At 69.2% G+C, this 26,783-nt stretch carries 23 protein-coding genes and 1 riboswitch; of the genes, 11 read left to right on the top strand and 12 right to left on the bottom strand.

Features of this window, described 5'->3' with window-relative positions:
- The 7 genes from ureG to ACWW1C_RS14950 all read right to left on the bottom strand — a co-directional run bounded on the left by ureG (position 1) and on the right by ACWW1C_RS14950 (position 5,175).
- On the bottom strand, positions 1-687 hold the full coding sequence (ureG, locus tag ACWW1C_RS14920) for an urease accessory protein UreG (RefSeq protein ID WP_455979108.1): 687 nt from the start codon (positions 685-687) through the stop codon (positions 1-3).
- A gap of 15 nt (positions 688-702) precedes the next feature.
- Positions 703-1,335, bottom strand: a complete 633-nt coding sequence (locus ACWW1C_RS14925; protein WP_455984291.1) for an urease accessory protein UreF — start codon at positions 1,333-1,335, stop codon at positions 703-705.
- Between the two features lie 14 nt (positions 1,336-1,349).
- On the bottom strand, positions 1,350-3,071 hold the full coding sequence (locus ACWW1C_RS14930) for an urease subunit alpha (RefSeq protein ID WP_455979109.1): 1,722 nt from the start codon (positions 3,069-3,071) through the stop codon (positions 1,350-1,352).
- Positions 3,068-3,382, bottom strand: a complete 315-nt coding sequence (locus tag ACWW1C_RS14935) for an urease subunit beta (protein ID WP_455984292.1) — start codon at positions 3,380-3,382, stop codon at positions 3,068-3,070. The genes ACWW1C_RS14930 and ACWW1C_RS14935 overlap by 4 nt, the downstream gene beginning before the upstream one ends.
- A gap of 42 nt (positions 3,383-3,424) precedes the next feature.
- Positions 3,425-3,727, bottom strand: a complete 303-nt coding sequence (locus ACWW1C_RS14940) for an urease subunit gamma (RefSeq protein WP_455979110.1) — start codon at positions 3,725-3,727, stop codon at positions 3,425-3,427.
- Between the two features lie 77 nt (positions 3,728-3,804).
- Positions 3,805-4,206, bottom strand: a complete 402-nt coding sequence (locus tag ACWW1C_RS14945; RefSeq protein ID WP_455979111.1) for a PaaI family thioesterase — start codon at positions 4,204-4,206, stop codon at positions 3,805-3,807.
- A 198-nt stretch (positions 4,207-4,404) separates the two neighbouring features.
- Positions 4,405-5,175, bottom strand: coding sequence for an iron reductase (locus ACWW1C_RS14950; protein ID WP_455979112.1), 771 nt, complete (start codon positions 5,173-5,175; stop codon positions 4,405-4,407).
- 211 nt (positions 5,176-5,386) lie between these two features.
- Between ACWW1C_RS14950 and ACWW1C_RS14955 the strand changes: the two genes are divergently transcribed.
- The 11 genes from ACWW1C_RS14955 to ACWW1C_RS15005 all read left to right on the top strand — a co-directional run bounded on the left by ACWW1C_RS14955 (position 5,387) and on the right by ACWW1C_RS15005 (position 20,710).
- Positions 5,387-5,803 (top strand): BlaI/MecI/CopY family transcriptional regulator, encoded by a 417-nt coding sequence (locus ACWW1C_RS14955; RefSeq protein WP_138230874.1) that lies wholly within the window; start codon positions 5,387-5,389, stop codon positions 5,801-5,803.
- A gap of 14 nt (positions 5,804-5,817) precedes the next feature.
- Entirely contained in the window at positions 5,818-6,774 is a 957-nt protein-coding gene (locus ACWW1C_RS14960; RefSeq protein ID WP_455979113.1) for a M56 family metallopeptidase, read from the top strand.
- Between the two features lie 115 nt (positions 6,775-6,889).
- On the top strand, positions 6,890-8,362 hold the full coding sequence (gndA, locus tag ACWW1C_RS14965; protein WP_455979114.1) for an NADP-dependent phosphogluconate dehydrogenase: 1,473 nt from the start codon (positions 6,890-6,892) through the stop codon (positions 8,360-8,362).
- 97 nt (positions 8,363-8,459) lie between these two features.
- The gene (locus ACWW1C_RS14970) at positions 8,460-9,896 is read left to right on the top strand and encodes a GuaB1 family IMP dehydrogenase-related protein (RefSeq protein WP_455979115.1); all 1,437 of its coding nucleotides are present in this window, start codon (positions 8,460-8,462) and stop codon (positions 9,894-9,896) included.
- 256 nt (positions 9,897-10,152) lie between these two features.
- Complete coding sequence (locus ACWW1C_RS14975; protein ID WP_455979116.1) at positions 10,153-11,514, top strand: hemolysin family protein; 1,362 nt, start codon at positions 10,153-10,155, stop codon at positions 11,512-11,514.
- Entirely contained in the window at positions 11,507-12,556 is a 1,050-nt protein-coding gene (locus ACWW1C_RS14980) for a hemolysin family protein (RefSeq protein WP_455979118.1), read from the top strand. The genes ACWW1C_RS14975 and ACWW1C_RS14980 overlap by 8 nt, the downstream gene beginning before the upstream one ends.
- A gap of 16 nt (positions 12,557-12,572) precedes the next feature.
- Complete coding sequence (locus ACWW1C_RS14985; RefSeq protein WP_455984293.1) at positions 12,573-13,451, top strand: 3-methyladenine DNA glycosylase; 879 nt, start codon at positions 12,573-12,575, stop codon at positions 13,449-13,451.
- On the top strand, positions 13,448-14,815 hold the full coding sequence (locus ACWW1C_RS14990) for a lipase (RefSeq protein ID WP_455979119.1): 1,368 nt from the start codon (positions 13,448-13,450) through the stop codon (positions 14,813-14,815). Before ACWW1C_RS14985 ends, ACWW1C_RS14990 begins: the two co-directional genes overlap by 4 nt.
- On the top strand, positions 14,812-16,167 hold the full coding sequence (locus ACWW1C_RS14995; protein WP_455979120.1) for an alpha/beta hydrolase-fold protein: 1,356 nt from the start codon (positions 14,812-14,814) through the stop codon (positions 16,165-16,167). Before ACWW1C_RS14990 ends, ACWW1C_RS14995 begins: the two co-directional genes overlap by 4 nt.
- 101 nt (positions 16,168-16,268) lie before the next feature.
- Entirely contained in the window at positions 16,269-18,491 is a 2,223-nt protein-coding gene (locus tag ACWW1C_RS15000; protein WP_455979121.1) for a malate synthase G, read from the top strand.
- 98 nt (positions 18,492-18,589) lie between these two features.
- Positions 18,590-20,710, top strand: a complete 2,121-nt coding sequence (locus ACWW1C_RS15005) for a hypothetical protein (RefSeq protein WP_455979122.1) — start codon at positions 18,590-18,592, stop codon at positions 20,708-20,710.
- A 153-nt stretch (positions 20,711-20,863) separates the two neighbouring features.
- On the opposite strand, the gene gcvP is transcribed toward ACWW1C_RS15005, so the two are convergent.
- The 5 genes from gcvP to garA all read right to left on the bottom strand — a co-directional run bounded on the left by gcvP (position 20,864) and on the right by garA (position 26,735).
- Positions 20,864-23,734 carry an aminomethyl-transferring glycine dehydrogenase gene (gene gcvP / locus ACWW1C_RS15010; protein ID WP_455979123.1) on the bottom strand — a complete coding sequence of 957 codons (2,871 nt, stop codon included), beginning with the start codon at positions 23,732-23,734 and terminating at the stop codon, positions 20,864-20,866.
- A gap of 129 nt (positions 23,735-23,863) precedes the next feature.
- Positions 23,864-23,961, bottom strand: a riboswitch (glycine riboswitch).
- Between the two features lie 101 nt (positions 23,962-24,062).
- Complete coding sequence (locus ACWW1C_RS15015) at positions 24,063-24,689, bottom strand: MerR family transcriptional regulator (protein ID WP_455979124.1); 627 nt, start codon at positions 24,687-24,689, stop codon at positions 24,063-24,065.
- Positions 24,690-24,960: 271 nt separating this feature from the next.
- On the bottom strand, positions 24,961-25,455 hold the full coding sequence (locus tag ACWW1C_RS15020) for a bifunctional nuclease family protein (RefSeq protein WP_455979125.1): 495 nt from the start codon (positions 25,453-25,455) through the stop codon (positions 24,961-24,963).
- Between the two features lie 52 nt (positions 25,456-25,507).
- Positions 25,508-26,242: a transcriptional regulator FtsR gene (gene ftsR, locus ACWW1C_RS15025; protein ID WP_455979126.1), complete on the bottom strand. Its 735-nt coding sequence runs from the start codon at positions 26,240-26,242 to the stop codon at positions 25,508-25,510.
- Positions 26,243-26,258: 16 nt separating this feature from the next.
- Positions 26,259-26,735 (bottom strand): glycogen accumulation regulator GarA, encoded by a 477-nt coding sequence (garA, locus tag ACWW1C_RS15030; RefSeq protein WP_267317675.1) that lies wholly within the window; start codon positions 26,733-26,735, stop codon positions 26,259-26,261.
- Positions 26,736-26,783 lie beyond the last annotated feature (48 nt).

A 26,783-nucleotide genomic window follows, 5' to 3' on the forward strand; every position in this document is an offset into this window, starting at 1 on the left:
TCAGGCGTTCGTGACCCCGGCGCCGGCGAGTTGTTCACGCACCCAGGCCTGCACCAACGACGCCGCCGGATCCTCGGTCAGCGAGATCAGCACCGTCGGGCGGTCACCGCGCACCTGCCCGGCGTCGCGCCGCATGACGTCCAGATCGGCACCGACCATCGGCGCGAGGTCGGTCTTGTTGACCACCAGCAGATCCGAGTAGGTGACGCCCGGTCCGCCCTTGCGGGGCACCTTGTCGCCACCGGCCACGTCGACGACGAAGATCTGCACATCCACCAGGCCCGAGGAGAACGTCGCGGTCAGGTTGTCTCCCCCGGACTCGACCAGGATGAGGTCGAGCTTGTCGTTGGCTTCGATGAGGTCGTCGATGGCGTCGAGGTTCGCGGTGATGTCGTCGCGGATGGCGGTGTGCGGGCAGCCGCCGGTCTGGACCGCGGCGATCCGCTCGTCGGGCAGCACGGCGTGCCGGCGCAGGAAGTCGGCATCCTCGGTGGTGTAGATGTCGTTGGTCAGCACCGCCAGGGACAGTTCGTCGCGCAGCTGCCGGCACAGCGCCGCGACGAGCGCCGTCTTGCCGGATCCGACGGGGCCGCCGACGCCGATGCGCAGCGGCTCACCGGGTTGCCGCTCGCGCTTGGGCCGGTCGTGGTGATGATGCGGCTGACCGTCGATGAAATGTGGTGGCATGATGGACCTTTCGGTTCAGGAGGCGAACAGGGGGCGGTCGCGGCCGGCGTGTCGCTGCGCCAGGACGTCGAGCAGTGGATCAGAGAGGTCGGCGATGCCCTTCGCCGCTTCGGCGGCGGTGGCGTCGCACAGCGCCGACAGCTCGAAGGTGAGCGCGGCGACGTCTGCGGGATCGAGCGCGAGCAGGCGTTGCGCCGCTGTCGCGGAGCCGGTCATGGTGGTGTAAACGACGGTGGCACAGGTCTGTTCGGGATCGAGTCCACTGACCCGACCCACCACGCCCGAGGCCACCGCGAGGTGCGGACGGGTGCCCAGGGTTTGCCAGTGGTCATCGGGCCAGACGCGGCGCGCCAACCGCACCAGCCCACGCCCCTGCGCCCGGGACGCCTGCCGGGCCGCGGGAGCCGGTGTGCGCGCGTCGGTTTCGCGGTCGGCGGCCACCGGGTCGAGCCCGCTGTGGACGGCGGCCGCGATGGAGGCGGTGACCAGTCCGTGGGTCCGGATGCGCCGGCGCAGGTACGCGCGCAGCGTCACCACATCCTTGACCAGACCGCTGGTCACGGCCTCTTCGACGCCACCGGAGTGCACATGCCCGCCGGTCGGCAGTCGCGAATCTGCCAGTGCGAGCAGGGTGGCCAGGCCGGCGATCGTAGGATGCGCCATCAGAACAGAAAATACCGCTGCGCCATCGGCAGCTCGATGGCCGGCTGTTCCTGCCAGACCTCGCCGTCGATACGCACGGTGAAGGTGTCCGGATCGACGCGAATGTCGGGCATGGCGTCGTTGAGCGGCAGGTCCGCCTTGCCCCGGCCACGGACGTTCTTGACCGGAACGAGCCTGCGACGCAGGCCGAGTCGTGCCGCGAGGTCGTCTTCGATGGCGGTGGGCGACACGAAATGCACCGCCAGGCCGGCTGCCACCGTCGGATGGGCACCGAACATCGGCCGCGGGAGAACAGGCTGGGGCGTCGGAATCGAGGCGTTGGCGTCGCCCATCGCCGCCCAGGCGATCGCGCCGCCTTTGATCACGAGGTGCGGCCGGACTCCGAAGAACGCGGGCTCCCACAGCACCAGGTCCGCGAGCTTGCCGACCTCCACGGAGCCGAGTTCGTGGTCGATGCCGTGGGTCACCGCCGGGCAGATGGTGTACTTGGCCACGTAGCGCCGGACCCGGTTGTTGTCGGCCGGCCCATCGCCGGGCAGCGGCCCGCGGCGCTTCTTCATCACGTGCGCCGTCTGCCAGGTCCGCATCACGACTTCACCGATGCGCCCCATGGCCTGACTGTCGCTGCCGATCATCGAGATGGCGCCGATGTCGTGCAGCAGGTCCTCGGCGGCGATGGTCGACGGCCGAATCCGGCTCTCCGCGAACGCCAAATCCTCGGGCACGGCGGCGTTGAGGTGGTGGCACACCATCAGCATGTCGAGGTGCTCGTCGAGGGTGTTGACGGTGTGGGGACGGGTCGGGTTGGTCGAACTGGGCATCACATTCGGGTGGCTGGCGACCGTGATGATGTCCGGCGCGTGGCCGCCGCCCGCCCCTTCGGTGTGGTAGGCGTGGATGGCCCGGCCGGCGATGGCCGCCAGGGTGTCCTCGACGAATCCCATCTCGTTCAGGGTGTCCGAGTGCAGGGCCACCTGCACGTCGGCTTCCTCTGCGACCCGCAGGCAGGCGTCGATGGCGGCCGGGGTGGTGCCCCAGTCCTCGTGCAGCTTGAAACCGGCTGCGCCGCCGCGCAATTGCTCCCACATCGAGGCCGGGTTGATGGTGTTGCCCTTGCCGAGCAACAGGATGTTCATGGGCCAGCCGTCGAGCGCCTGCAGCATGCGCCCCAGGTGCCAGGCGCCGGGTGTGACGGTGGTGGCCTTGCTGCCCTCGGCCGGTCCGGTGCCACCACCGATCATCGTGGTGATGCCGCCGCCGATCGCCTCCTCGAGAATCTGCGGGCAGATGAAGTGCACGTGGCAGTCGATGCCGCCCGCGGTGAGGATGCGGCCGTTGCCGGCGATGATCTCGGTGGACGGCCCCACCACCAGGTCGGGGTGCACACCGGACATGATGTCGGGGTTGCCGGCCTTGCCGATCGCGACGATGCGGCCGTCCCGAATACCGATGTCGGCCTTGATGATTCCCCAGTAGTCGATGATGATCGCGCCGGTGATCACCGTGTCCGGCGCGCCGTCGGCCCGGGTTGCGCGCGCCTGACCCATCGACTCACGCAGCACCTTGCCGCCGCCGAAGACCGCCTCGTCGCCGGACCGGCCCGGGCCGCCACTGCGGTCCTCGGTGATCTCGATCAGCAGATCGGTGTCCGCCAGGCGGATCCGGTCGCCCGTCGTCGGCCCGAACAGCGCCGCATACCGGGCGCGGGAGAGTGCACTCATGAGGGATCCAGCTTTCCGGGCGGATTCAGCGACAGCCCATACACTTCCCGCGTCCCGCCCAACGGGACCAGGGAAACCCGCTGGGCCACACCGGGTTCGAACCTGATCGCGGTGCCCGCCGGCACGTCGAGCCGGTGCCCGTGCGCCGCGGTGCGGTCGAAGTCCAACGCGGAATTGGCCTGCGGAAAATGCACGTGGCTACCGACCTGCACCGGACGGTCACCGGTGTTGACGACGTCGAGGGTCAGTCGCTCGACACCGGCATTGATGGCGATATCACCGTCGCCATAGAGGATTTCGCCGGGAATCAGCCCCGACCCCGCACCGGTCGCACGCTCAGTCATGGTCGGGCCTCAGGCGATCGGGTAGTGGACGGTGACGAGTTTGGTGCCATCCGGGAAGGTGGCCTCGACCTGGACGTCGGGCAGCATCTCCGGGACACCGTCCATCACGTCGTCGCGACCGAGCACCTCGCGGCCGCTGACCATCAGCTCGGCGACCGTCCGCCCGTCGCGGGCGCCCTCCATCAGGTGATCGGTGATCACTGCGACCGCCTCGGGATGATTGAGGCGCAACCCACGGGCCTGCCGTCGTCGCGCCAGTTCGGCGGCGTACGAAATCAGCAGGCGTTCTTGCTCATGCGGCGTCAAACGCATAAGGGGCGATATTGCCACGACACGCCGGGAATGGCATGTCGGGCGGCAGTTTTCAGCCCCTCACCGCGCGCGGGGACTCAGCCCTCCAGATTCTGGAGCCGCACCTGGCCGCGCGCCACCGGACGATCGTCCTCGTCATTGATCGTCACCAGCCACAGCTGCTGACGGCGGCCGCGGTGGATCGGCGTCGACGTCGCGGTGACGGTTCCGGCCTTGAGCGCACGCAGGAAGTCGGTGTTGTTGTTGACGCCGACGACGGTGCCGCCACCGTGCTCGGCGAGCCAGACGTGCCCGGACACGCTGGCCAGCCCCTCGACGATGGCGCAGTACACACCGCCGTGCACGATCCCCCACGGCTGCAGGATCTTGTCGGTGATGGTCAGTTCGGCTCGGCCGCCGTCCGGGGTGACCTCCAGGTAGGTCAGTCCGATTTCGCTGTCGAAGCCCTTGCCGAGACCTTCGGGCACAGATGTCGTCACGAATAGGTGTCTACACGAGCGCCGGCGGGACGAGTTCGACACCCACTGAGCAGCCCACCCGAGCACGAAAGCGAGCAGGCCCCGCACCGATGGTGCGGGGCCTGCTCTTCGAATGGACCGGGAATCACTGCAGCCCTCAGGATTCCGGCGCGGTCCGTTGGTCTTTCGACTCCTAAAGAGTAGGCAAGGCTTGCCTAATTAGCAAGCCCTTGCCAGATTCACCCGATCGAGTCCGCGCACCGGCGCGCCGAACCCGACGAGGGTGTCCAGGACGGCCTGCGCCCGGCGCATACCGTCGGCCTCACCCACCCCGGCGAGCAATGGCACCTGAGTCGCGGCGCCCACCACGGCAGCACCCACGATGTGCCACATCGACCACACCGCGAGGACGCCACCGCTGACCTCGAAGAGCTTCGCGAACAGCGGGTTCAGCGCACGGTGGCACCGGTGCGCCAGCCAGGTGGCGAGCGCCTCCTCGCTCGGGAACGCGACGACACCCTCCCCGATCCGCCGGGTCGCCGGCACTCCACAGCCACCGAACACCGGATCATCGGGCAGCACCCGCAATGTCGGGTCCGCGACGCCGACCCAGTCGATGCCACCCTCGGAGTCGACATGAACCCACAGATTCTCCAGGCCGGGATCCCACGCGCGCCCTTCCAGGGCCAGCAACGGCACCACCCGGCCGATCACGACGTGCGCGAGCATCGCCGCCACCTGCTGCGCGGCGACGGACTCACTACCGGTCTCCGCGAGCGCGGTGTCGTACATCGCCCGCAAGCGGTCGCCGGTCACCGCCTCGGCGAGCGGCCACCACCGGCGACGGGAGATGTCGTCCATCACCGCGACGCCGTAAACCCGGGGATCGCTGGGGCACAGCTCGCGCAGACGACGGCTCGATTCGTGCACCGGAAGCACCCGACGGATGTCCATCGTGGCGATCAGCGGGTCAATCACAGCGGAGGGCATGAACACATCCTTAGGTTAGGTTAGCCTTACTATAGTGGCGACCCACGAGATGTAAACCGCTGTGACCGGACTCACAAACAGCGAAAAAACGGCCCTGACCGGGAACCGCGACACCCGACCGGGGCGTTGGGGGGAACATCCGAAATGGATACGACGCACGGTAGTAAATGCGTAGTACCCTGGAAACACTGCGGAAAGAGTGAAATAGGACATGGCGAAATTGACGCGACTGGGCGAGCTGGAGCGCGAAGTGATGGACCACCTGTGGTCCTCGCGCGAGCCGCAAACCGTGCGTCAGGTGCATGAAGCTCTCGCGACGCGCCGGGACCTGGCCTACACCACGATCATGACGGTGCTGCAGCGCCTGGCGAAGAAGAATCTGGTCGTCCAGCATCGCGACGACCGCGCGCACCGATACGCACCGACCCACGGCCGTGACGAGCTGGTTGCCGGCCTGATGGTCGACGCCCTTGACCAGGCCTCAGACTCCGGCAGCCGCGTCGCCGCACTGGTTCATTTCGTTGAACGCGTCGGTGTCGACGAGGCCGATGCACTGCGCCGGGCCCTCGACGAACTGGAAGCCAAGCACCGAATCCCGCCGGCGACTGGCAATTCCGGCACCGACTGAGAGACACTTAGCGCGTGTCCGCCCTGGCCTTCTCCTTCGTAGCGCTACTGCTGGTCGGGCCGGTCCCCGCCCTGCTGGCACGCGCTTCGTGGCCGCAGCGGGCGCCCCGGGCCGCGATCGTGCTGTGGCAGTCCGTCGCGATCGCCGCCGTGTTGTCCGCATTCAGCGCCGGCATCGCCGTCGCCAGCAGGCTCTTCGCACCCGGCCCCGACGGCCGGCCGACAACCACCGCAACCAGCGAAATCAGCGTCCTGGGCTGGCCGCTCTGGATCACCCACGTCGCGGTCTTCGCGCTGACCCTCGTCGTCGGCGGACGCCTGGCCATCGCTTTCGTCCAGGTCGCCATCGCGACGCGGCGCCGACGCGCCCACCACCGGATGATCGTCGACCTGCTGGACTGCTCGCGGGACACCGCCCCCGCACCGCAGGCCCGCCATCTGATCGGCCACGGCCTGCGCATTCTCGACGTTCAACAGCCCCTCGCCTACTGCCTGCCCGGCGTCCGCAGCCGCGTCGTGCTCAGCGAAGGTGCGCTCAAGCACCTCGAGGACAGCGAGATCGCCGCCATCCTCAGCCACGAACACGCCCACCTGCGCGCCCGGCACGACCTGGTGCTCGAGATGTTCATCGCCGTGCACGCCGCCTTCCCCCGCTTCGTCCGGAGCGCCAGCGCCCTCGACGCGGTCCGGCTCCTGATCGAACTGCTCGCCGACGACGCCGCCGTCCGCGCCACCGGCCCGACGCCGCTGGCCCGCGCCCTGGTGGCCTGCGCGTCCGGGCGGGCGCCCAAGGGCGCACTCGCCGCCGGCGGGCCGACCACCGTCCTGCGGGTACAGCGATTGGCCGGCGAACCCAACAGCCCATGGGTGGCCGCCGGCGCCTACCTGGCCGCCGCCTCCGTCCTGGTCGTTCCGACCGTCGCGGTGGCTGTGCCCTGGCTCACCGAATTGCACCGGTTGTTCTTCTCGTAGACTTTGCGACTGGCAGCATCAGCAGTGGCGGCGGACACGCCGTGCCGGCTCTTCAGCGGTACCGTGGCCGGCCCGAAAGACTGTGCGCCACAACCAAACAACGAAAGGGCCAGCCGTGAGCTCGTCGGGAAATCCGGAACCGTCCGCAACCACCGCCACCGCCCAGATCGGGGTCACCGGCCTGGCAGTGATGGGCTCCAACATCGCCCGTAACTTCGCCCGCCACGGCTACACCGTCGCGCTGCACAACCGATCCGTCGCCAAGACCGACGCCCTGCTCGCCGAACACGGCGCCGACGGCAAGTTCGTCCGGAGCGAAACCATCGCCGAATTCCTCGACGCACTGGAGAAGCCGCGCCGCGTGCTGATCATGGTCAAGGCCGGCGACCCGACCGACGCCGTCATCAACGAACTCGCCGACGCCATGGAGCCCGGCGACATCATCATCGACGGCGGCAACGCGCTGTACACCGACACCATCCGCCGCGAGAAGGCCATCCGCGAGCGTGGGCTGCACTTCGTCGGCGCGGGCATCTCCGGCGGCGAAGAGGGCGCGCTCAACGGACCGTCGATCATGCCCGGCGGCCCCGCCGAGTCCTACAAGAGCCTCGGCCCGCTGCTCGAGGAGATCTCCGCGCACGTCGACGGCGTGCCGTGCTGCACGCACATCGGCCCCGACGGGGCCGGGCACTTCGTCAAGATGGTGCACAACGGCATCGAATACTCCGACATGCAGCTCATCGGCGAGGCCTACCAGTTGCTGCGCGACGGCCTGGGTATGGCAGCCGGGCAGATCGCCGACGTGTTCGCCGAGTGGAACAAGGGCGACCTGGACAGCTACCTGATCGAGATCACCGCCGAGGTGCTCAAGCAGGTCGACGCGAAGACCGGCAAGCCGCTGGTCGACGTCATCGTCGACGAGGCCGAACAGAAGGGCACCGGCCGCTGGACCGTCAAGTCCGCGCTGGACCTCGGCATCCCCATCACCGGCATCGCCGAAGCGGTGTTCGCCCGCGCCCTGTCGGGCTCGGTGCCGCAGCGCCGCGCGACCGTCGGCCTGGCCTCGGGCCACCTCGGCGAGAAGCCGAGTGATGCCACGAAGTTCGTCGAAGATGTGCGGCAGGCGCTGTACGCGTCGAAGATCGTCGCGTACGCCCAAGGCTTCAACCAGATCGAGGCCGGCAGCGCCGAGTACGGCTGGAACGTCACACCCGGCGACCTGGCCACCATCTGGCGCGGCGGCTGCATCATCCGCGCCAAGTTCCTTAACCGGATCAAGGACGCGTTCGACGCCGAACCCGAGCTGGCCACCCTGCTGGCGGCGCCGTACTTCCGCACCGCGGTCGAGTCGGCCATCGACAGCTGGCGCCGCGTCGTGGTCACCGCCACCGAGCTGGGCATCCCGATCCCGGGCTTCGCATCGTCGCTGTCCTACTACGACGCGCTGCGCACCGAACGGCTGCCCGCCGCGCTGACACAGGGCCTGCGCGACTTCTTCGGCGCCCACACCTACGGCCGCACCGACGCGCCCGAGGGCCAGAAGTTCCACACCCTCTGGAGCGGCGACCGCACCGAGGTCGAGGCCTGACGTCCCTTCGCGAGCAGACGTGAACCTGGAGATTGCGGCGCGGAAAACGACAGGTTTGCGTCTGCTCGCGAGGGAACCGGACCACTAGGCTGGACGTGTGCAGTTTCTCGACAGCCACCGGCCTCCGTACGACCTGACCTACAACGACGTCTTCGTCGTGCCGGGACGCTCAGAACTGACGTCCCGCTTCGAGGTCGACCTGGCCACCACCGACGGCACGGGCACCACCATCCCGATCGTCGTCGCCAACATGACCGCGGTCGCCGGCCGCCGGATGGCCGAAACCGTGGCCCGCCGCGGCGGCATCGTGGTGCTGCCGCAGGACCTGCCGATCGACGTGGTCCGGGGCACCGTCGACTTCGTCAAGAGCCGCGACCTCGTGGTCGACACCCCCGTGGTGCTCGCCCCCGACGACGCGGTCTCCGACGCCCTCGCGCTGCTGCACAAGCGCGCCCACGGTGCGGCGGTGGTCCTCGAGGACGGACGTCCGCTCGGCCTCGTCACCGAGGCCGGCTGTGCCGGGGTCGACCGGTTCGCGCGCGTGCGCGACGTGACCACCACCGACTTCGTGTCCGCGCCCGCGGGCACCGAACCGCGCAAGGTGTTCGACCTCCTGGAGCACTCCCCGACGGGCCTTGCGGTCCTGACCAACGCCGACGGCTCGCTCGCCGGCGTACTGACCCGCACCGGGGCCATCCGCGCCGGCATCTACACCCCCGCCGTCGACGCGCAGGGCCGGCTCCGGATCGCGGCCGCCGTCGGCATCAACGGCGACGTCGCCGCCAAGGCCCGGGCCCTGGCCGAAGCCGGCGTGGACGTCCTGGTCGTGGACACCGCGCACGGCCATCAATCAAAGATGCTCGACGCACTGTCCGCAGTGGCCGCCCTGGATCTCGGCCTGCCGCTGGCCGCCGGCAACGTGGTGTCTGGCGCCGGTACCCGGGACCTGATCAACGCGGGCGCGTCCATCGTCAAGGTGGGCGTCGGCCCAGGTGCCATGTGCACCACCCGCATGATGACCGGGGTGGGCCGTCCGCAGTTCTCCGCCGTCGTCGAATGTGCTGCGGCGGCAAAGGAACTCGGCGGCCATGTCTGGGCCGACGGCGGCGTCCGGCACCCGCGCGACGTCGCGCTGGCTCTCGCGGCGGGCGCCTCGAACGTGATGATCGGCTCGTGGTTCGCCGGCACCTATGAGTCACCCGGTGACCTGCTGATGGACCGCGACGGCCGCGTCTACAAGGAGAGCTTCGGCATGGCCTCCAAGCGGGCGGTGGCGGCCCGCACGGCCGGCGACGGCGCCTTCGACCGGGCCCGCAAGGCCCTGTTCGAGGAGGGCATCTCGTCGTCGAAGATGGCGCTGGACCCGGTGCGCGGCGGCGTCGAGGACCTGCTCGACCACATCACCTCCGGCGTCCGCAGCACCTGCACGTACGTCGGCGCGGCAAACCTGGCCGAACTGCACGAGAAGGTGGTGCTCGGGGTGCAGTCGGCCGCTGGATTCGCCGAGGGACACCCGCTGCCGACCGGTTGGTGAGCAGGCCCGACGAGGCCGACCAGCTACCATTGCCCTACAGCCGGAGATCGCAGTAGGCGTCGGTCGGCCGTCGATATCGATTCAGCGAAAGGGAGCACGTGCCGCAGGCACCCGTTGGGGCGTCGACCGCCCCGAGCCAGGCGGGAGCGTGCCAGGCCGATCACGCGCTCCCCGACCCGAGCCCCGAGTCGATCGACTCCGAACCTCCCAGTAGCGGGCCGGGCCGTCGGCCCGGCGCCCCGAGCGGTGGTGCCCGGTGACCACCGCGCTGACCATCGCGAGCCTGGCCGCGTTCATCCTGCTCACTTTCGGGACGGCGATCTTCGTCGCCGCCGAGTTCTCCCTGACCGCGCTGGAACGCAGCACCGTCGAGGCCAACGCCCGCGACGGCGGCCGCCGCGACAGCATCATCCGCACCGCGCACCGCAGCCTGTCGTTCCAGTTGTCCGGCGCGCAGATCGGCATCTCGATCACCACGCTGATCACCGGCTATCTCGCCGAGCCCGTCGTGGCACGACTGCTGCACGGTCCGCTGCGCGCCGTCGGCCTGCCCGACAACTTCATCGACCCGGTGGCCCTCACGCTGGCCTTGCTGATCGCCACGTCGGTGTCGATGGTTTTCGGTGAGCTGGTACCCAAGAACCTCGCCGTGGCCAAGCCCGTCCCCACCGCGCGCGCCACCGTGCCGTTGCAGTGGTTCTTCTCTCTCGTCTTCTCCCCCGTGATCAAGCTGACCAACGGCACCGCCAACTGGGTGCTGCGCCGGCTCGGGGTCGAGCCCGCCGAGGAACTCCGCTCGGCGCGGTCGGCGCAGGAGCTGCTGGCACTGGTGCGCAACTCCGCTGAAAGCGGCTCGCTGGATCCACAGACGGCTGAATTGATCGACCGCTCACTGCAATTCGGCGGCCGCACCGCCGAGGAGCTCATGACGCCCCGGTCCATGATCGAGTCGCTGGAAGTCACCGACACCGCCGCCGACCTCATCGAGACGGCCATCCGCACCGGGTTCTCCCGCTTTCCGATCGTCGCCGGCGACCTCGACGAGACCGTCGGCATCGTGCATGTCAAACAGATCTTCGCGATCCCCACCGAGCTGCGCGCCGGCACCCGCCTGGCCCAGCTGGCGCGGCCCGTCCCGACGGTGCCGTCGACCCTCGACGGTGATGCGGTGATGACCCAGATCCGGGCCAACGGTGTCCAGACCGCCCTGGTGGTCGACGAGTACGGCGGCACCGCCGGCATGGTCACCGTCGAAGACCTCATCGAGGAGATCGTCGGCGACGTCCGCGACGAACACGACGACGCCACCCCCGACGTCGTCGAGGTGCGCGACGGCTGGCTGGTCTCGGGTCTGATGCGCATCGACGAGGTCGACACCGAGACCCCGTTCCGGGCGCCCGAGGGCGACTACGAGACCATCGGCGGCCTGGTCCTCGAGAAACTCGGGCGCATCCCGGACGTCGGCGACACCGTCGTACTCACCGAATTCGACCCGGACAACCCGGAACTGGACCCGGTGCACTGGAAGGCCACGGTGATCCGGATGGATGGCCGGCGCATCGATCAGCTCGAACTCACCGAACTGGGTGCGGACGAGTCGGGAGCCGGCGATGAATGACGTCTTCGGGATTCTGCTGACCATGGCACTGCTCGGTGCCAACGCCTTCTTCGTGAGCGCCGAGTTCGCCCTGATCTCGGCTCGCCGCGACCGGCTGCAGGCGCTGGCCGAACAGGGCAAGCACAGTGCCGTCACCGTGCTGCGTGCCGGCGAGCGACTGTCGATGATGCTGGCCGGCGCCCAGCTCGGAATCACCATCTGCTCGATCCTGCTGGGCCGTATCGGCGAGCCGGCCGTCGCGCACCTGCTGGAAGAACCCTTCGACGCGCTCGGCGTGCCAGAAACCGTGCTGCACACCGTGGCCTTCGCCGTCGCCCTGGCCATCGTGGTGATCGTGCACGTCCTGCTCGGCGAGATGGTGCCGAAGAACATCGCGATCGCCGGGCCCGAGAAGGCCGCGATGCTGCTGATCCCGCCGTACCTGGTCTACATGAGCTTCGCCCGGCCGTTCGTCATCTTCTACAACTGGTGCGCCAACAGCACGCTGCGGCTGCTCGGCGTCGAGCCGAAGGACGAGCTGGACGTCACGGTCTCGTCGGTCGAACTGTCCGAGATGCTGACCGAGTCGCTGTCGGAGGGCCTGCTGGACGCCGAGGAACACGTCCGCCTGACCCGGGCACTGGACATCCGGACCCGGACGGTCAAGGACGTGGCGATACCGCTGCAGGACATCCGCGCGGTGCCGATCGCCGCGCCCGGCACCGGACCCACGGTGGGTGCGGTGGCCCAGGCGCTGCGCGAGACCGGCTACTCCCGGTTTCCCGTCACCGACGGGCACAGCGCCTACCTCGGCTACCTGCACATCAAGGACGTGCTGCCGTGCATGGACGACAACGACGCGGTGCTCGACCGGTCCATGGTGCGCCCGCTGCCCATGGTGGCCTCGACGCTGCCCGTGGCCGACGCGCTGTCGTGGTTGCGCCGCAACAACAGCCACCTGTCGCTGGTGACCACCGACGGCTACGTCACCGCGATGGTGGCGCTGGAAGACCTGGTGGAAGACCTGGTCGGCGTGGTGCGTGACGGTACCCACCGTGTCTGAGACGGTGTGCGCGCCGATGCGGGTCCTGGCCGAGAGCGACTGGGCGCTAGGCGAACAGCGCTACCTGGACCGCGTCGACGCGTTCCTGGCCCCACATGAGCGACGCATGCGCGCCGGCGAGCCGCATCCGGTGTGGGACTTCCTGTTCACGTACTACAGCCTCAAACCCCGCCAGCTGCGGCGCTGGCATCCGGGTTTCGGCCGTGTGCTGACCGGCGCCGGCGCGCTGCGGTTCACCGACCGGGCCGGGTACGGCCGCCGGGGTGATGCCGTGACGGTGACCGCCGAGTACCTCGCGGGCCGCCGGGAGACTGTCACGTTCGTCGCCGACCTGTTGGCTGCGACGGCGGCCCGCCCGGCGCGGTTGAACTGTTTCGGCCTGCACGAATGGGCCATGGTGTACCGCGCTCCCGAGGTGCGGCACGCCCAGGTGCCGCTGCGGCTCAGCGCCGCGGACACCGATGCCGTGGTCGAGTCGATGCCCCTGCGGTGCACGCATTTCGACGCCTACCGGTTCTTCACCGCGGCGGCCGTACCGCGTAACGGAGAAACCCTCACCCGACACGCCCAGTCGGCCACCGAGCAGCCGGGCTGTGTGCACGCAAATATGGACTTGTACAAATGGAGTTACAAGCTCGGACCTTTGCTGGAGTCGAATCTGTTGATGGATTGCCTTGACCTCGCGGCGGACGCACGCGTCCTCGACATGCGGGCCAGCCCGTACGACCTGAGCGACTACGGCATCGAGCCGATCGCCATCGAGGACCCGACGGGCCGCGCCGAGTATGTCCGTCGCCAGCAGGACATCGCCAATCTCGCTGTGCCGCTGCGTGAATCACTGCTGTCCGAGTGCCTGGCACTGCTCGCGCACGACAGCGACGGCGGCACGCTGTGACGGCCCGTACGGTGCTCCGGGTCGCCGCCGTCGCCCTGGCCGCCGTACTGGCCGTCGCCGGCTGCTCGGACGACCGGTCCGATCGCAGCACCCAGCACAGTGGACAGGTGTTGCCGGGTGACTACAGCGGCGCCGGCCCCGGCACGCTCGTCGCCGCGCAGCCGCTGACGACCGTCGACCCCGAACTGGCCGGGCTGACCGCCATCTCGGCGCGCATCACGTACGTCTCCACCTCGGGCATCAACGACAGCCACCCCAAGGTGACGGGCTCGGTGTTCCTGCCGAAGGGCAAACCGCCCGAAGGCGGCTGGCGCATCATCGCGCTGGCCAATCCGGGCAGCGGTATCAAGTCCGACTGCGCGCCGTCGTCGTCGCCGAGCCTGCTGGGCCTGCTGCCGACCGTGCGGCTCATGGTCGGCGCCGGTTATCTGGTGGCGATCACCGACTATCAGGGCATTGGGCTCGACGAGACCTATCACCCGTATCTGGACTCCACGACCGAGGGTTTCAACCTGATCGATCTGGCGCGGGCCACGCGCAAACTGGTCTCCGCCGCGTCCACCAGCTGGGTCGCCGTGGGCACCGGGCAGGGCGGGCAAGCGGCCTGGGCGGCCGCCGAGCTGGCCACCGACTACGGCGGCGGACTCCGCCCGCAGGGCGCGGTCGCGCTGGCCCCGACCGCGGCGCTCGAATGGCTGGCCGACGCCTCGGCAGCCGGGAACCTGAACCGAGACCAGCAGCTCATGCTGCAGCAGTACCTGGCGATCATGCCGCAGGCCTATCCCGGATTCCCCATCGAGGACTACCGCCGCGGCGCCGCCCGCGACCACTGGGACACGCTGTCGGCCTGCCGCGGCCCGGCGGTCGCCGACCGCAGCGGTGTACTGGATTCTCTGGGTCCGAATGACCTCGGTCCGTCGACGCCGGCCGCCGCCGACGCGTTGCGCGGTTATCTGCGCAAGGCGACGCTGCCGCAGGCGCCGGCCGCCGCGCCGATGCTGATCACGCCGGGAGCGCCCGATGGGCTGGTGCCGCCCGAGCAGACCGCCGCCGCCGTCGAACGGGCCTGCGCCATGGGCGACGTGATCGACTACGTCCAACCCGACGAAGCCGACGCCCTCGGCTGGATCACCGATCGGTTCAACGGGGTGCCCGCGCCGAACACCTGCCCCGGGGCCGCCCCGACGTCCAGCACACCGACGACGACGGCCAGTTCGAGCTCGGACGAATCCGACACCCAGAGTTCGGACACCGAAGAGGTGACCTCGACCGCCCAGCCGCCTTCCTCCGACACCGAGCAGCCGGCGTCTCACCACGAACAGCCCGCGCCCCCGCCGCCGGCGGTCCTCGGGGACGGCGAATGAACGTCGGCCTGCTCGACGGCTGGCTGCCCACCCTGATCCAGGTGGTGACGGTGTTGGCGCTGCTCGTCGCCGTCGGCCGGCGGTCGCCGCGCTGGCTGCGGCTGTGGCTCCCGGTTGCGGTCGGGGCCGGTGTCGTCCTGGCACTGGCCAGCAGTTGGTTCATCTCCGACCAGGGTCTCGCGGGTGGTCCGGCGCCGACCTCGCTCTGGGTGTGGATCGTGCTGACCGGGGTGGCACTCGTGGTGGCCATCGCGGGGTGGCCGGGCCTGCGCTGGTGGCGCCGCGCGGTGGCCGTCGCCGTGGTGCCGCTCTGCGCCGTGTGCGCGGGTCTGGCCGTGAACACCTGGACCGGCTACCTGCCGACCGTCGAGGCGCTGTGGCAGCGCGCCACCGGCGCCGAACTGCGCGGCGAGATCGACCTGGAGACCGCATTGAACATGCGCCGCTCCGGCGAGCGTCCGGACCGCGGCGTGCTCGTGTCGGTGCAGATTCCCACCACCGCGTCCGGATTCCGCACCCGCCCGGAGTTGGTCTACCTGCCGCCGGCCTGGTTCGCCCACGATGCCCCGCAGCTGCCCGCGGTGGTCATGGTGGGTGGCGAGTTCGGGTGGCCCGCCGACTGGCCGACGGCCGGCGGCGCCCAGCGCGCCGCCGACGAGTTCGCGGCCGCCCACGGTGGCAACGCGCCGATCCTGGTGTTCGTCGACACCAGCGGCCAGTTCTCCAACGACACCGAATGCGTCAACGGGCCGCGCGGCATGGCTGCCGACCACCTCACCAAAGATGTTGTGCCATTTGTCACTTCGACGTTCTCGGCGAGCAGCGACCCGTCCCGCTGGGGCATCGTCGGCTGGTCGGCCGGTGGCACCTGCGCGGTGATGACGACGGTGATGCACCCGGAGCTCTTCCAGACCTTCGTCGACATGGACGGCCAGGTCGGGCCCAACGCCGGGTCCGAGCCCCAGACCATCGCGCGCCTGTTCGGGGGTGACGCGGCGGCGTTCGCCCAATTCGATCCGGCGACCGTGGTCCGCAAGCACGGGCCGTACACCGGCGTCGCCGGCTGGTTCGCCGTGTCGGAGAACGGGCCGGTGGTCCATCAACCTGCGCAGCCCGGTGCGGCGACGAACGTCCAACCGCCGGATAACCCGGAGAGCCACACGGCCGTCGCGACCTACATGTGCGCCTTGGTCAGCGCCGCCGGCATCGAGTGCTCCGTGGTCCCGCACGGCGGTGACCACACGTTCCCCAGCGCCGCAGAGGTATTCGCCGCGGCGCTGCCGTGGCTGGCCGGACGGGTGCACACGCCGGGCGTCCCGGCCATCGGCCTGCCCGGCGCAACACCGCAATGACGGTGTGACCGGGTTCTCATTGGCCGACACGGCGGTGAGCTGCGGTTACCCACGGGTAAAGTGGATGGTCGCCGTGTGGGCTGCTTAGGAGGAAGAAGAAAATGACTGATCGTGTGACGGTGGGAAATCTGCGGGTGGCCCGCGTACTGCACGACTTCATCACCAACGAGGCTCTGCCCGGCACCGGGGTCGACCCGGACAGCTTCTGGGCCGGAGTGGACAAGGTCATCACCGACCTGGCCCCGAAGAACAAGGACCTGCTGGCCCGCCGCGACGATCTGCAGGCGCAGATCGACAAGTGGCACCGGGCCCGGGTCATCGATCCGGTCGACACTGATGAGTTCAAGACCTCGTACCAGGAGTTCCTCACGGAGATCGGCTACCTGCAGCCGGAACCCGCGGAGTTCTGCATCCGGACCTCGGGCGTCGACCCGGAGATCACCAGCACCGCGGGACCGCAGCTGGTGGTGCCGATCCTGAACGCGCGGTTTGCGCTGAACGCGGCCAACGCCCGCTGGGGCTCGCTGTACGACGCGCTGTACGGCACCGACGTCATCTCCGACGAGGGTGGCGCCGAAGCCGGCAAGGGCGGCTACAACAAGGTGCGCGGCGACAAGGTGATCGCCTACGCCCGCAATTTCCTGGACCAGGCCGTCCCGCTGGCGTCCGGCTCGTGGGCCGACATCACCGGCCTCAAGATCGACTCGGAAGATGAGGCGCACCAGCTCGTTGCAGAATTGGGCGACGAGCTCTCGGTCGGACTTGCCAACCCCGAAGAGTTCGTCGGCTACACCGGCAAGCTCGGTGACTCGGCGTGGTCGGTGCTGCTGGTGCACCACGGCCTGCACATCGAAATCCTGGTCGACCCCTCGTCGCCGATCGGTTCGACCGACAAGGCCGGCATCAAGGACGTCGTGCTGGAGTCGGCGATCACCACGATCATGGACTTCGAGGACTCGGTCGCGGCCGTCGACGCCGACGACAAGGTGCTCGGCTACCGCAACTGGCTGGGCCTGAACAAGGGCGACCTGTCCGAAGAGGTCAGCAAGGGCGGCAAGACCTTCACCCGCACGCTGAACCCGGACCGCGTGTTCACCACGCCCGATGGCGAGGGTGAGCTGACCCTGCCCGGCCGGAGCCTGCTGTTCGTGCGCAACGTCGGTCACCTGATGACCAACGACGCCATCGTGGACGCCGACGGGAACGAAATTCCCGAGGGCATCCAGGACGCGCTGTTCACCGGCCTGATCGCCATGCACGGCCTGAAGTCGACCGAGGAGAACGGTGAGCTGACCAACAGCCGCACCGGCTCCGTCTACATCGTGAAGCCGAAGATGCACGGCCCCGACGAGGTCGCGTTCACCTGCGAGCTCTTCAGCCGCGTCGAGGACGTCCTCGGCCTGCCGGACGCGACCCTCAAGGTCGGCATCATGGACGAGGAGCGCCGCACGACGGTCAACCTCAACGCCTGTATCAAGGCCGCGGCCGACCGCGTCGTGTTCATCAACACCGGCTTCCTGGACCGCACCGGCGACGAGATCCACACCTCGATGGAAGCCGGCCCGATGGTCCGCAAGGGCGCCATGAAGAGCCAGACCTGGATCAAGGCCTACGAGGACGCCAACGTCGACGCCGGTCTGGCCGACGGTCTGGCCGGCCGCGCCCAGATCGGTAAGGGCATGTGGGCCATGACCGATCTGATGGCCGAGATGGTCAAGCAGAAGATCTCCCAGCCGCAGGCCGGCGCCACCACCGCGTGGGTGCCGTCGCCCACCGGCGCAACCCTGCACGCCATGCACTACCACCAGGTGGACGTGCGCGAGGTGCAGGAAGAGCTGGCCGGCAAGAAGCGCACCACCCGCGCCGAACTGCTGACCATCCCGCTGGCCAAGGAACTGGCCTGGGCGCCCGAGGAGATCCACGAGGAGGTCGACAACAACTGCCAGTCGATCCTCGGCTACGTGGTGCGCTGGATCGACCAGGGTGTCGGCTGCTCGAAGGTGCCCGACATCCACGACATCGCCCTCATGGAGGACCGCGCCACGCTGCGCATCTCCAGCCAGCTGCTCGCCAACTGGTTGCGGCACGGCGTCATCACCGAGGACGATGTGAAGGCGAGCCTGCGCCGGATGGCCGCGGTGGTCGACGAGCAGAACGCCGGCGACCCGGCGTACCTGCCGATGGCCCCGGACCCGGAGGGCAGCATCGCCTTCCAGGCCGCGCAGGAACTGATCCTCGAGGGGTGCAGCCAACCGAACGGCTACACCGAGCCGATCCTGCATCGGCGCCGGCGGGAGTTCAAGGCCGCACACGCCGGTTCGTGAACGGGCAACTCCCCCATCATCGTTGATTAAAATTCGGCGGGCCCGCGTCACTCGACACGGGTCCGCCGATTGCACGCCGACACCAGGAGCAGACACCAATGGGTAGGCACAGAGCTCCCGACGACGACGAATCAAACGCCGACGAGACACGCGCGGACGAATCGAACGACGCCGAAACCTCCCACTTCGACGCGTTGTCGCCGGACATCCCGGAAGCCGACGAGTCCGCCACCGGCGCCCCGGGGTTCCGTGTCCCGGACGACTGGGCCGAGATGCACGGGATGCCGCCCGCCGCCACCCCAGCTGCCGCTGCCCCACCTCCTCCTGCCGGCCCCGATGACCGGTATCAGACCGACGATCCCGACTCCGACTACCGCGATACCGACTACTCGGACCAGCCCGACCTCACCGGAGCCGACAGCGTCACCCAGGCGTTCCCGTCTGTCCCGCGCCGGGCGTCGGTCCGCTCGCACGGCGGCGACTGGGAGGGTGGCGAATGGACCGGCAGCCACCGGGCCATCGCCACCAAGCGCCGCGGCGTCAGCGTCGGCGTCATCGCCGCGCTCGTGACCGTCGTGGTCGTCGTCGCCGCGGTGATCCTCTGGCGCTTCTTCGGCAGCGTGTTGTCGGACCGCAGCCGGGAGGCGTCGGCGCGGTGCGTATCCGGCTCGGTCAGCGTGCCCGTGCTGGCCGACCCGTCGATCTCCGACCAGCTCAACACACTCGCCGGCAAGTACAGCCAGTCCGCCGCCCCCGTCGGCGACAAATGCGTCAAGGTCGAGGTCAAGGCGGCCGATCCGAACACCGTCGTCGACGGCGTGGTGAACAAGTGGCCGTCGAATCTGGGGCCGCGCCCCGCATTGTGGATTCCGGCCAGCTCGGTGTCGGCGGCCCGGCTGGTGGCCGGCGCCGGCGAACAGGCGATCAGCGGTGAAGCGAAGTCACTGGCCACCTCGCCGGTGCTGTTGGCCGTCCGCCCACAGCTCAAAGACGCTCTGGCCCAGCAGAACTGGGGCACCTTGCCGGCACTGCAGACGGCGCCGACGGCGCTGGACGGCCTGAGCCTGCCGGGCTGGGGCTCGCTGCGGCTGGCCCTGCCGACCGTCGACAACAGTGACGCGGCCTTCCTGGCGGCCGAGGCCGTCGCCTCCGCCGCCGCGAACGGTGGACCGGTCAACGCCGGTGCGGGCGCCGTGCACCGGTTGACGGCCGCGCAGCCGAAGCTCGCCGACCCCAAGGCCGCCACCGCGCTCGATGCGCTGATCTCCGCGAGCGACCCGGCCACCGCGCCGGTGCACGCGGTCGTCACCACCGAACAGCAGCTCTACCAGCGGTCGCAACACACCGACAACGTCAAGGGCAAGCTTGCGGCCTGGCTGCCGCCCGGCGCACCGGCCGTCGCGGACTACCCGGCCGTGCTGCTCGCCGGTGACGGTCTGTCGCACGAAGAGGTCACAGCGGCCAGCGAGTTCGAACGCTTCCTGCGCAAGCCCGAGCAGCTTGCCGAGCTGTCCAAGGCAGGCTTCCGCGTCAGCGGCGGCAATCCGCCGAAGAACGACGTGGTGAACCTCGGTTCACTGCCCGATGCCCTCGCGATCGGCGATACCGGCACGCGCGCCACGCTGGCCAACGCCGTCGGCGGTACGTCGAAAGGCGGCGCGGTGACGATCCTGCTGGACCAGTCCATGCCGATGAGCGACGGCGCCAAGACCCGCCTGGGCAACGTGACGACGGCACTGATGGACCGGCTCAAGGCGATGTCGCCGAACAGTGCGGTGGGCCTGTGGACGTTCGACGGGGTGTCCGGCCGCGCCGAGATTCCGGTGGCCCCGCTCAGCGAGCAGGCACACTCGGCGCAGCTGAGCTCGAACCTGAACAGCCAGAGCTCCTCTGGCGGGGGTCACGTCTCGTTCACGACGCTGCGCATGCTGTACGGCGACGCGATGTCGAAATACGTCGAGGGCCAGGCCAATTCGATCCTGGTGATCACCTCCGGTCCGCATACCGACCAGTCGCTGGACGGACAGGGCCTGCAGGACTACATCAAGTCGGCGTTCGATCCGGGTCGCCCGGTGGCGGTCAACGTCATCGACATCGGGTCCGACTCGGACGGCTCGACCTGGCAGGCCGTCTCGCAGCTCACCGGCGGCACGTTCACCAGCCTGCCGACCTCGGCGGCGCCGGAACTGGCCAACGCGGTCGCGGCCGCCCTGCCCTAGCTAGTTTTCACCACCCGCGAGCGGCCGTGTCTGTACGGCCGCTCGCGGTGTGTCGCGTGCAGTTTGCGCACGCTCACCAACGCCGAACGGCCGCAATCTGCACACCCAACACGGAGTGTCGGGGTACAGACGCGGCCGCTCGCGGGAGATGGATCAGGCAAACGCCTCGATCGGCGGGCAGGAGCACACCAGGTTGCGGTCGCCGAACGCGCCGTCGATGCGGCGGACGGGCGGCCACACCTTGGGCCGGAAGCCCTTGCCCAGCGGGTAGGCGGCGTGCTCGCGGGTGTAGGGGTGCTTCCACTCGTCGACCAGCAGGCACTCGGCGGTGTGCGGCGCGTTGTGCAGCGGGTTGTCGTCCGCCGGCCACTCACCGGAGCCGACCTGGTCGATCTCGGCCTTGATGGCGATCATCGCCGCGATGAAGGCGTCGACCTCGGTCAGGCTCTCGCTCTCGGTGGGCTCGACCATCAGCGTGCCGGCCACCGGGAAGCTCATGGTCGGCGCGTGGAAACCGTAGTCCGCCAGGCGCTTTGCCACGTCGTCGACGGTGACGCCGGTGGCCTTGGTGATGGCCCGCAGGTCCAGGATGCACTCGTGCGCGACCATGCCATTCTCGCCCGTGTAGAGCACCGGGTAGTGCTCGTCGAGTCGGCGGGCGATGTAGTTGGCCGACGCGATCGCCGTCAACGTCGCGGCGCGCAGCCCGGCCGCACCCATCATCCGGATGTACGCCCAGGTGATCGGCAGGATCGACGCCGAGCCGTACGGCGCCGCCGACACCGTGTGGTCGTCGGCGAGCTCGGCGGCCAAGGGATGGCCGGGCAGGTACGGCGCGAGGTGCGAACGGACCGCCACCGGGCCGACGCCCGGACCGCCACCGCCGTGCGGGATGCAGAAGGTCTTGTGCAGGTTCAGGTGGCTGACGTCGCCACCGAACTTGCCGGGGCGGGCCAGCCCGACGATCGCGTTGAGGTTGGCGCCGTCGACGTAGACCTGACCGCCGGCGTCATGCACTGCGGCACAGATGTCGGCGACGTCGTGCTCGTACACGCCGTGCGTGGACGGGTAGGTGATCATCAGCGCGGCCAGGTCACCGGCGTGCTCGGCGACCTTGGCCTGCAGGTCGTCCAGGTCGACGTCGCCGTTCTCGCGGCACGCCACGACGACGACCTTCATGCCGACCATCGCGGCCGACGCGGCGTTGGTGCCGTGCGCGCTCGACGGGATCAGGCAGATGTTGCGGCCCGTCTCACCGCGCGCCTCGTGGTAGGCGCGGATGGCCAGCAGGCCCGCGTACTCCCCCTGCGAGCCGGCGTTGGGCTGCAGTGACACCGAGTCGTAGCCAGTGATGCTGACCAGCCAGGACTCGACGTCAGCGATCAGCTTGCGCAGGCCCGGGGTGTCCGAGGCCGGGGCGAACGGATGCTGCTGCGCGAACTCGGTCCAGGTGATGGGTTCCATCTCGGCAGCCGCGTTGAGCTTCATGGTGCACGAGCCCAGCGGGATCATGCTGCGGTCCAGCGCGATGTCCTTGTCGGCGAGCGAGCGCAGGTAGCGCATCATCTCGGTTTCGGTACGGTACCGCGAGAACGCCGGGTGGGTCAGGAATTCCGAAGTGCGGGTGTGGATTTCGGGGCCGTCCCAGTGGTGTCCGCCGCGCGTCGCGCCGAACGCGGCGAGCACCGCGTCGACGTGCTCGGCGGTGGTGGCCTCATCGCACGACACCGAGATGTGGTCGGCGTCGACCAGCCAGACGTTGATGCCGCGCTCTTTGGCGGCCGCCTGCACCTGCGCGGCCTTACCGGGCACCCGGGCCAGCACGGTGTCGAAGAACCCGGAGTGCACGACCTCCACACCGGCTTCCTTCAGACCCATGGCCACCGCGAGGGCGTGGCCGTGGACCCGGTGCGCGATCGCGGTCAGCCCGCGCGGCCCGTGGTAGCTGGCGTACATCGCGGCGATCACCGCGAGCAGCACCTGGGCGGTACAGATGTTGCTGGTGGCCCGGTCGCGGCGGATGTGCTGTTCGCGGGTCTGCAGGCTGAGCCGGTAGGCCTTGGCGCCGTCGGCATCGACCGAGACACCGACCAGACGGCCGGGCAACTGCCGGGCATGCTTGCCGTGCACGGCCAGGTAACCGGCGTGCGGGCCGCCGAAGCCCATCGGCACGCCGAACCGCTGCGTGGTGCCGAAAGCGACGTCGGCGCCGATCTCGCCGGGCGGGGTGACGAGCGTCAGCGCCAGCAGGTCAGCGCCGACGGCGACCAGCGCGCCACGCTCGTGGGCCTGCGCGATCAGCGCGGACCAATCGTTGACCGCGCCACTGGCGCCCGGCACCTGGGCGATGACGCCGAAGAATTCGCCCTCGGGCAGGCCGTCCCGCAGGTCGGCGGTGACGATCTCGATGTTCAGCGGTTCGGCGCGGGTGGCGAGCACGGCGGCCGTCTGCGGGTAGATGTCGATGTCGACGGCCAGGCGGCGGCAGTCGCCCTTGACGGCGCGGTGCATCAGCGTCATGGCCTCGGCGGCGGCGGTGGCCTCGTCCAGCATGGAGGCGTTGGCGATCTCCATGCCGGTCAGGTCGGTGACCATGGTCTGGAAGTTGAGCAGCGCCTCGAGGCGGCCCTGGCTGATCTCGGGCTGGTACGGCGTGTAGGCCGTGTACCAGGCCGGGTTCTCGAGGATGTTCCGGCGCAGCACGGCGGGGGTCAGGGTGTCGAAGTAGCCCTGGCCGATCATCGACACCGCGACGGTGTTGGTGTCGGCGAGTGCGCGCAGTTCGGCCAGTGACTGCTCTTCGGAGGCCGGGGCGGCCAGCTCGTCGAGGCCGGGCGCCAGGCCGGCACCGGTCAGCGCGTCGAGGATGCCCGCGGGCAGGGCCTTGGCGGCGAGTTCTTCGAGGGAGTCGACGCCGATGACCCCGAGCATGGTGGCCACCGCGTCGGCGTCCGGACCGATGTGCCGGTCGACGAAGCGAAGCTGGTGGTGCTCAGCAGAGGAACGAGACGTGCTGTCGGTCATGACGGCCTCTCCAGACGTTAGGGGCTGCCCTCCCCCTCTGTCGTCGGTGCCTGAGAGATTCGGCCCGACAATGGTCGGCCTTTCCCCATGGGCGGGCGAGTCGCAGCTCGCCGCTTTCCAGAGGCATCGGGCTCCGGCGCGGTCCGGGGGCCTGAGAGGTTGATGGAGAGGTATTGCTCCTTCGGCGTCCATGGCTGGCGGCCACAGAACTCTCCCGCGTCGGGACGATGCGCGCGCCAGTCTACCGGTCGGTCACAAAAGGCCGCGAATAGACAGCAAACGGCCCCTCTCCGCGCGGAAAGGGGCCGTTGCTCGTACGTTGCTGGGGTCAGCCGATCTTGCGGTCGCGCTGCTTACGTCGCGACGCCAGCTCGTCCTCGGGTGCGGCGATGGACTCGCCGCCGTCGGCCCGCTCGCCCGGGAAGTCGGCGATGGCGCCGGTCAGTTCGCGCATGGCACCCGAGACCGCGATGCCGAACACGCCCTGGCCGCCTTGCAGCAGGTCGACGACCTCTTCGGCGGACGTGCACTCGTACACCGTGGTGCCGTCCGAGAACAGCGTGATGTTGGCCAGGTCGTGGACGCCGCGCTGGCGCAGGTGATCGACCGCGACGCGGATGTTGTGCAGCGAGATGCCGGTGTCGAGCAGTCGCTTGACGATCTTGAGGACCAGGATGTCCTTGAACGAGTACAGGCGCTGGCTGCCGGAGCCGGCGGCGCCGCGGATCGACGGGACGACCAGCGAGGTGCGCGCCCAGTAGTCCAGCTGGCGGTAGGTGATACCGGCGATCTGGCAGGCACTCGGCCCGCGGTAGCCGACCAGTTCGTCGGGAACAGACTCGTCAGGGAACAGGCCTGCCTGCACCGGCACGGGAGCCGGCATCGGGGCGGCCTGCTCAGGCGCGCCGTTGGTCGTCAGGTCCAACTGCTCTTGACGTGGCGTGTCGTCGCCCACTGCCTGATCCTCTCGCCGATCGAACTAACCCCGCCTGGCGGCCACTGCTGCTCGGCGGGCATGTCCGCTGCTCGAATGTGTCGAGCATACGCTTCCCGCCGGGCCTCTTCAGCCCATCGGCGGTGACCCGCCGATCGAACTGTTGCCAGAACGAGGAAAGTATGTGGCGCGAATTCAGCGAATCCGCAAACGGCGCACCGAGTGTCGACACGCGCTGACCTAACTGAGACGCATCCGTGACAACGGCCGTCCGGACGCGCCGCGGACCGCGTCAGGTGGCCTTGAAATCGTCCGGCGAAATGCTGTCGAGGAACTCCTTGAACTTCTCGACCTCGTCCTCGCGCACGGTGCCCGACGACTCCTCGTCGCCCTCGTCCGGGATCAGCAGACCGGCTTCGGCCAGCACCGCTTCCTCGACGTAGATCGGCACGCCCATGCGCAGGGCGATCGCCACCGAATCCGACGGCCGCGCCGACACCGTGATGTCGCGCTCGAACACCAGGTCGGCGTAGAAGGTGCCTTCCTGCAGGTCCACGATGCGCACCTCGCGCAGCGAATGACCAAGCGCGGCAATCAAATCCCGGATCAGATCATGCGTCAGCGGCCGAGCCGGCGAGACGCCCTGCTGCTCGAGCGCAATGGCCGCAGCCTCGGACTGCCCGATCCAGATCGGCAGGTAACGGTCACCGTCGGATTCGCGGAGCAACAGCACGGGTTGGTTCTGCGGCTGTTCCACCCGAATGCCGACCACACGAACCTCGCCCATCTGCGTCTGCCCTCCGCAATCCGTGTGCCATCAACGAATTCGAGTCTAGTCCTCAGCGATCGAGAACGTCGCGCACCGCAGACTTGATCAGCGAGGTGTGCAGCGTGATGGCGAGCGCCGCGACCTCGCGGGCCAGTTCGTCGGCCCGGTCGCGGGCCCCGGCGTTGCCGGCTTTGCCGATGGGACCGGCGATCTGGGCGATCAGGTCCGACTGCCGGTCGGCGGCGGACCGGAAGGCCCGCAGGTGCCGCGGTTCGACACCGTATTCGCCCAGCGCATGCGCGCATTGTGCGATGACCACGGCATGTTCGTCGAAGAACCCTGCCGGGCCGGGAATGATCACGCCGCTCTTGACCAGCGCGGCCAGTAGCTCCGATTTGATGCCGGAGCGCTGCAGCAGGTCCTCGCGGCTGAGCCGGACCTGGGCAGGTCCGACGTCCGCCGGGTCGCCGGCTTCGTCGCTGTCGAGATCGGGCACCAATTTCGGTACGCCGTAAGCGGATCCGTTCGTCGGCAGTGCGCCGTCGGCCTGGGCGTCCAGCTGCGCCTTGATGACCTTGAGGGGCAGATACTGGTCACGCTGCGCGGACAGGATGAACCGCAGGCGCGCACAGTCATAGGCCGTGAAACGACGGTAGCCCGACCCAGTGCGTTCGGGCGTGACCAGCCCCTGTTCCTCCAGGAACCGAATCTTGGAGATGGTCACATCCGGGAAGTCTGGTCGGAGCAGATCGAACACCGCTCCGATCGACATCCCGGCCACTGCACTGCGGTCGGGCTGCGTCATGGACTGACCGCCGGCTCTAGCCAGCCGAGCTGTCGTCGGTCTTGGGGCCGGTCAGGAACACCAGGCGGAACTTGCCGATCTGGACTTCGTCCCCGTTGGCCAGCACCGCCGAGTCGACGGGCTCGCGGTTGACGTAGGTGCCGTTCAGGCTGCCGACGTCGACGACCTGGAATTCACCGGACTCGAGCCGGAACTCGGCGTGGCGACGGCTCACCGTCACATCGTCGAGGAAGATGTCGCTGTCCGGGTGACGTCCCGCCGAGGTGCTCGGCTGATCCAGCAGGAATCGCGAGCCGGCATTCGGCCCGCGCTTGACCACCAGCAGGGCTGACCCCACCGGCAGTCCTTCAACTCCGGAGACGGCAGTGGTGCCGCTCGTCGAAGCCGGGGCGTCGAGCTCATTGAGGAAGTCCGCGCGGAAGACCGATGTGGTCTCCACCGTTGCCTCCTCGGACCCGAAATCAGTCCCCGAACCGCTGTCGTTATCCGTCACGCGCTGCTCCTCTACTGGCTGCTGTGGCGCTCTCTTGCACGACCAGCC

The sequence above is a fragment of the Mycobacterium sp. HM-7 genome (genome assembly GCF_053852335.1).

Coding starts and splice junctions, on each gene's coding strand:
- ureG (WP_455979108.1), bottom strand. CDS start 687: ATGCCACCACATTTCATCGACGGTCAGCCGCATCATCACCACGACCGG.
- ACWW1C_RS15005 (WP_455979122.1), top strand. CDS start 18,590: ATGGGTAGGCACAGAGCTCCCGACGACGACGAATCAAACGCCGACGAG.
- ACWW1C_RS14995 (WP_455979120.1), top strand. CDS start 14,812: ATGAACGTCGGCCTGCTCGACGGCTGGCTGCCCACCCTGATCCAGGTG.
- ACWW1C_RS14930 (WP_455979109.1), bottom strand. CDS start 3,071: ATGAGTGCACTCTCCCGCGCCCGGTATGCGGCGCTGTTCGGGCCGACG.
- ACWW1C_RS14985 (WP_455984293.1), top strand. CDS start 12,573: ATGCGGGTCCTGGCCGAGAGCGACTGGGCGCTAGGCGAACAGCGCTAC.
- ACWW1C_RS14950 (WP_455979112.1), bottom strand. CDS start 5,175: ATGCCCTCCGCTGTGATTGACCCGCTGATCGCCACGATGGACATCCGT.
- ACWW1C_RS14940 (WP_455979110.1), bottom strand. CDS start 3,727: ATGCGTTTGACGCCGCATGAGCAAGAACGCCTGCTGATTTCGTACGCC.
- gcvP (WP_455979123.1), bottom strand. CDS start 23,734: ATGACCGACAGCACGTCTCGTTCCTCTGCTGAGCACCACCAGCTTCGC.
- ACWW1C_RS15020 (WP_455979125.1), bottom strand. CDS start 25,455: ATGGGCGAGGTTCGTGTGGTCGGCATTCGGGTGGAACAGCCGCAGAAC.
- ACWW1C_RS15000 (WP_455979121.1), top strand. CDS start 16,269: ATGACTGATCGTGTGACGGTGGGAAATCTGCGGGTGGCCCGCGTACTG.
- ACWW1C_RS14955 (WP_138230874.1), top strand. CDS start 5,387: ATGGCGAAATTGACGCGACTGGGCGAGCTGGAGCGCGAAGTGATGGAC.
- ftsR (WP_455979126.1), bottom strand. CDS start 26,242: ATGACGCAGCCCGACCGCAGTGCAGTGGCCGGGATGTCGATCGGAGCG.
- ACWW1C_RS14980 (WP_455979118.1), top strand. CDS start 11,507: ATGAATGACGTCTTCGGGATTCTGCTGACCATGGCACTGCTCGGTGCC.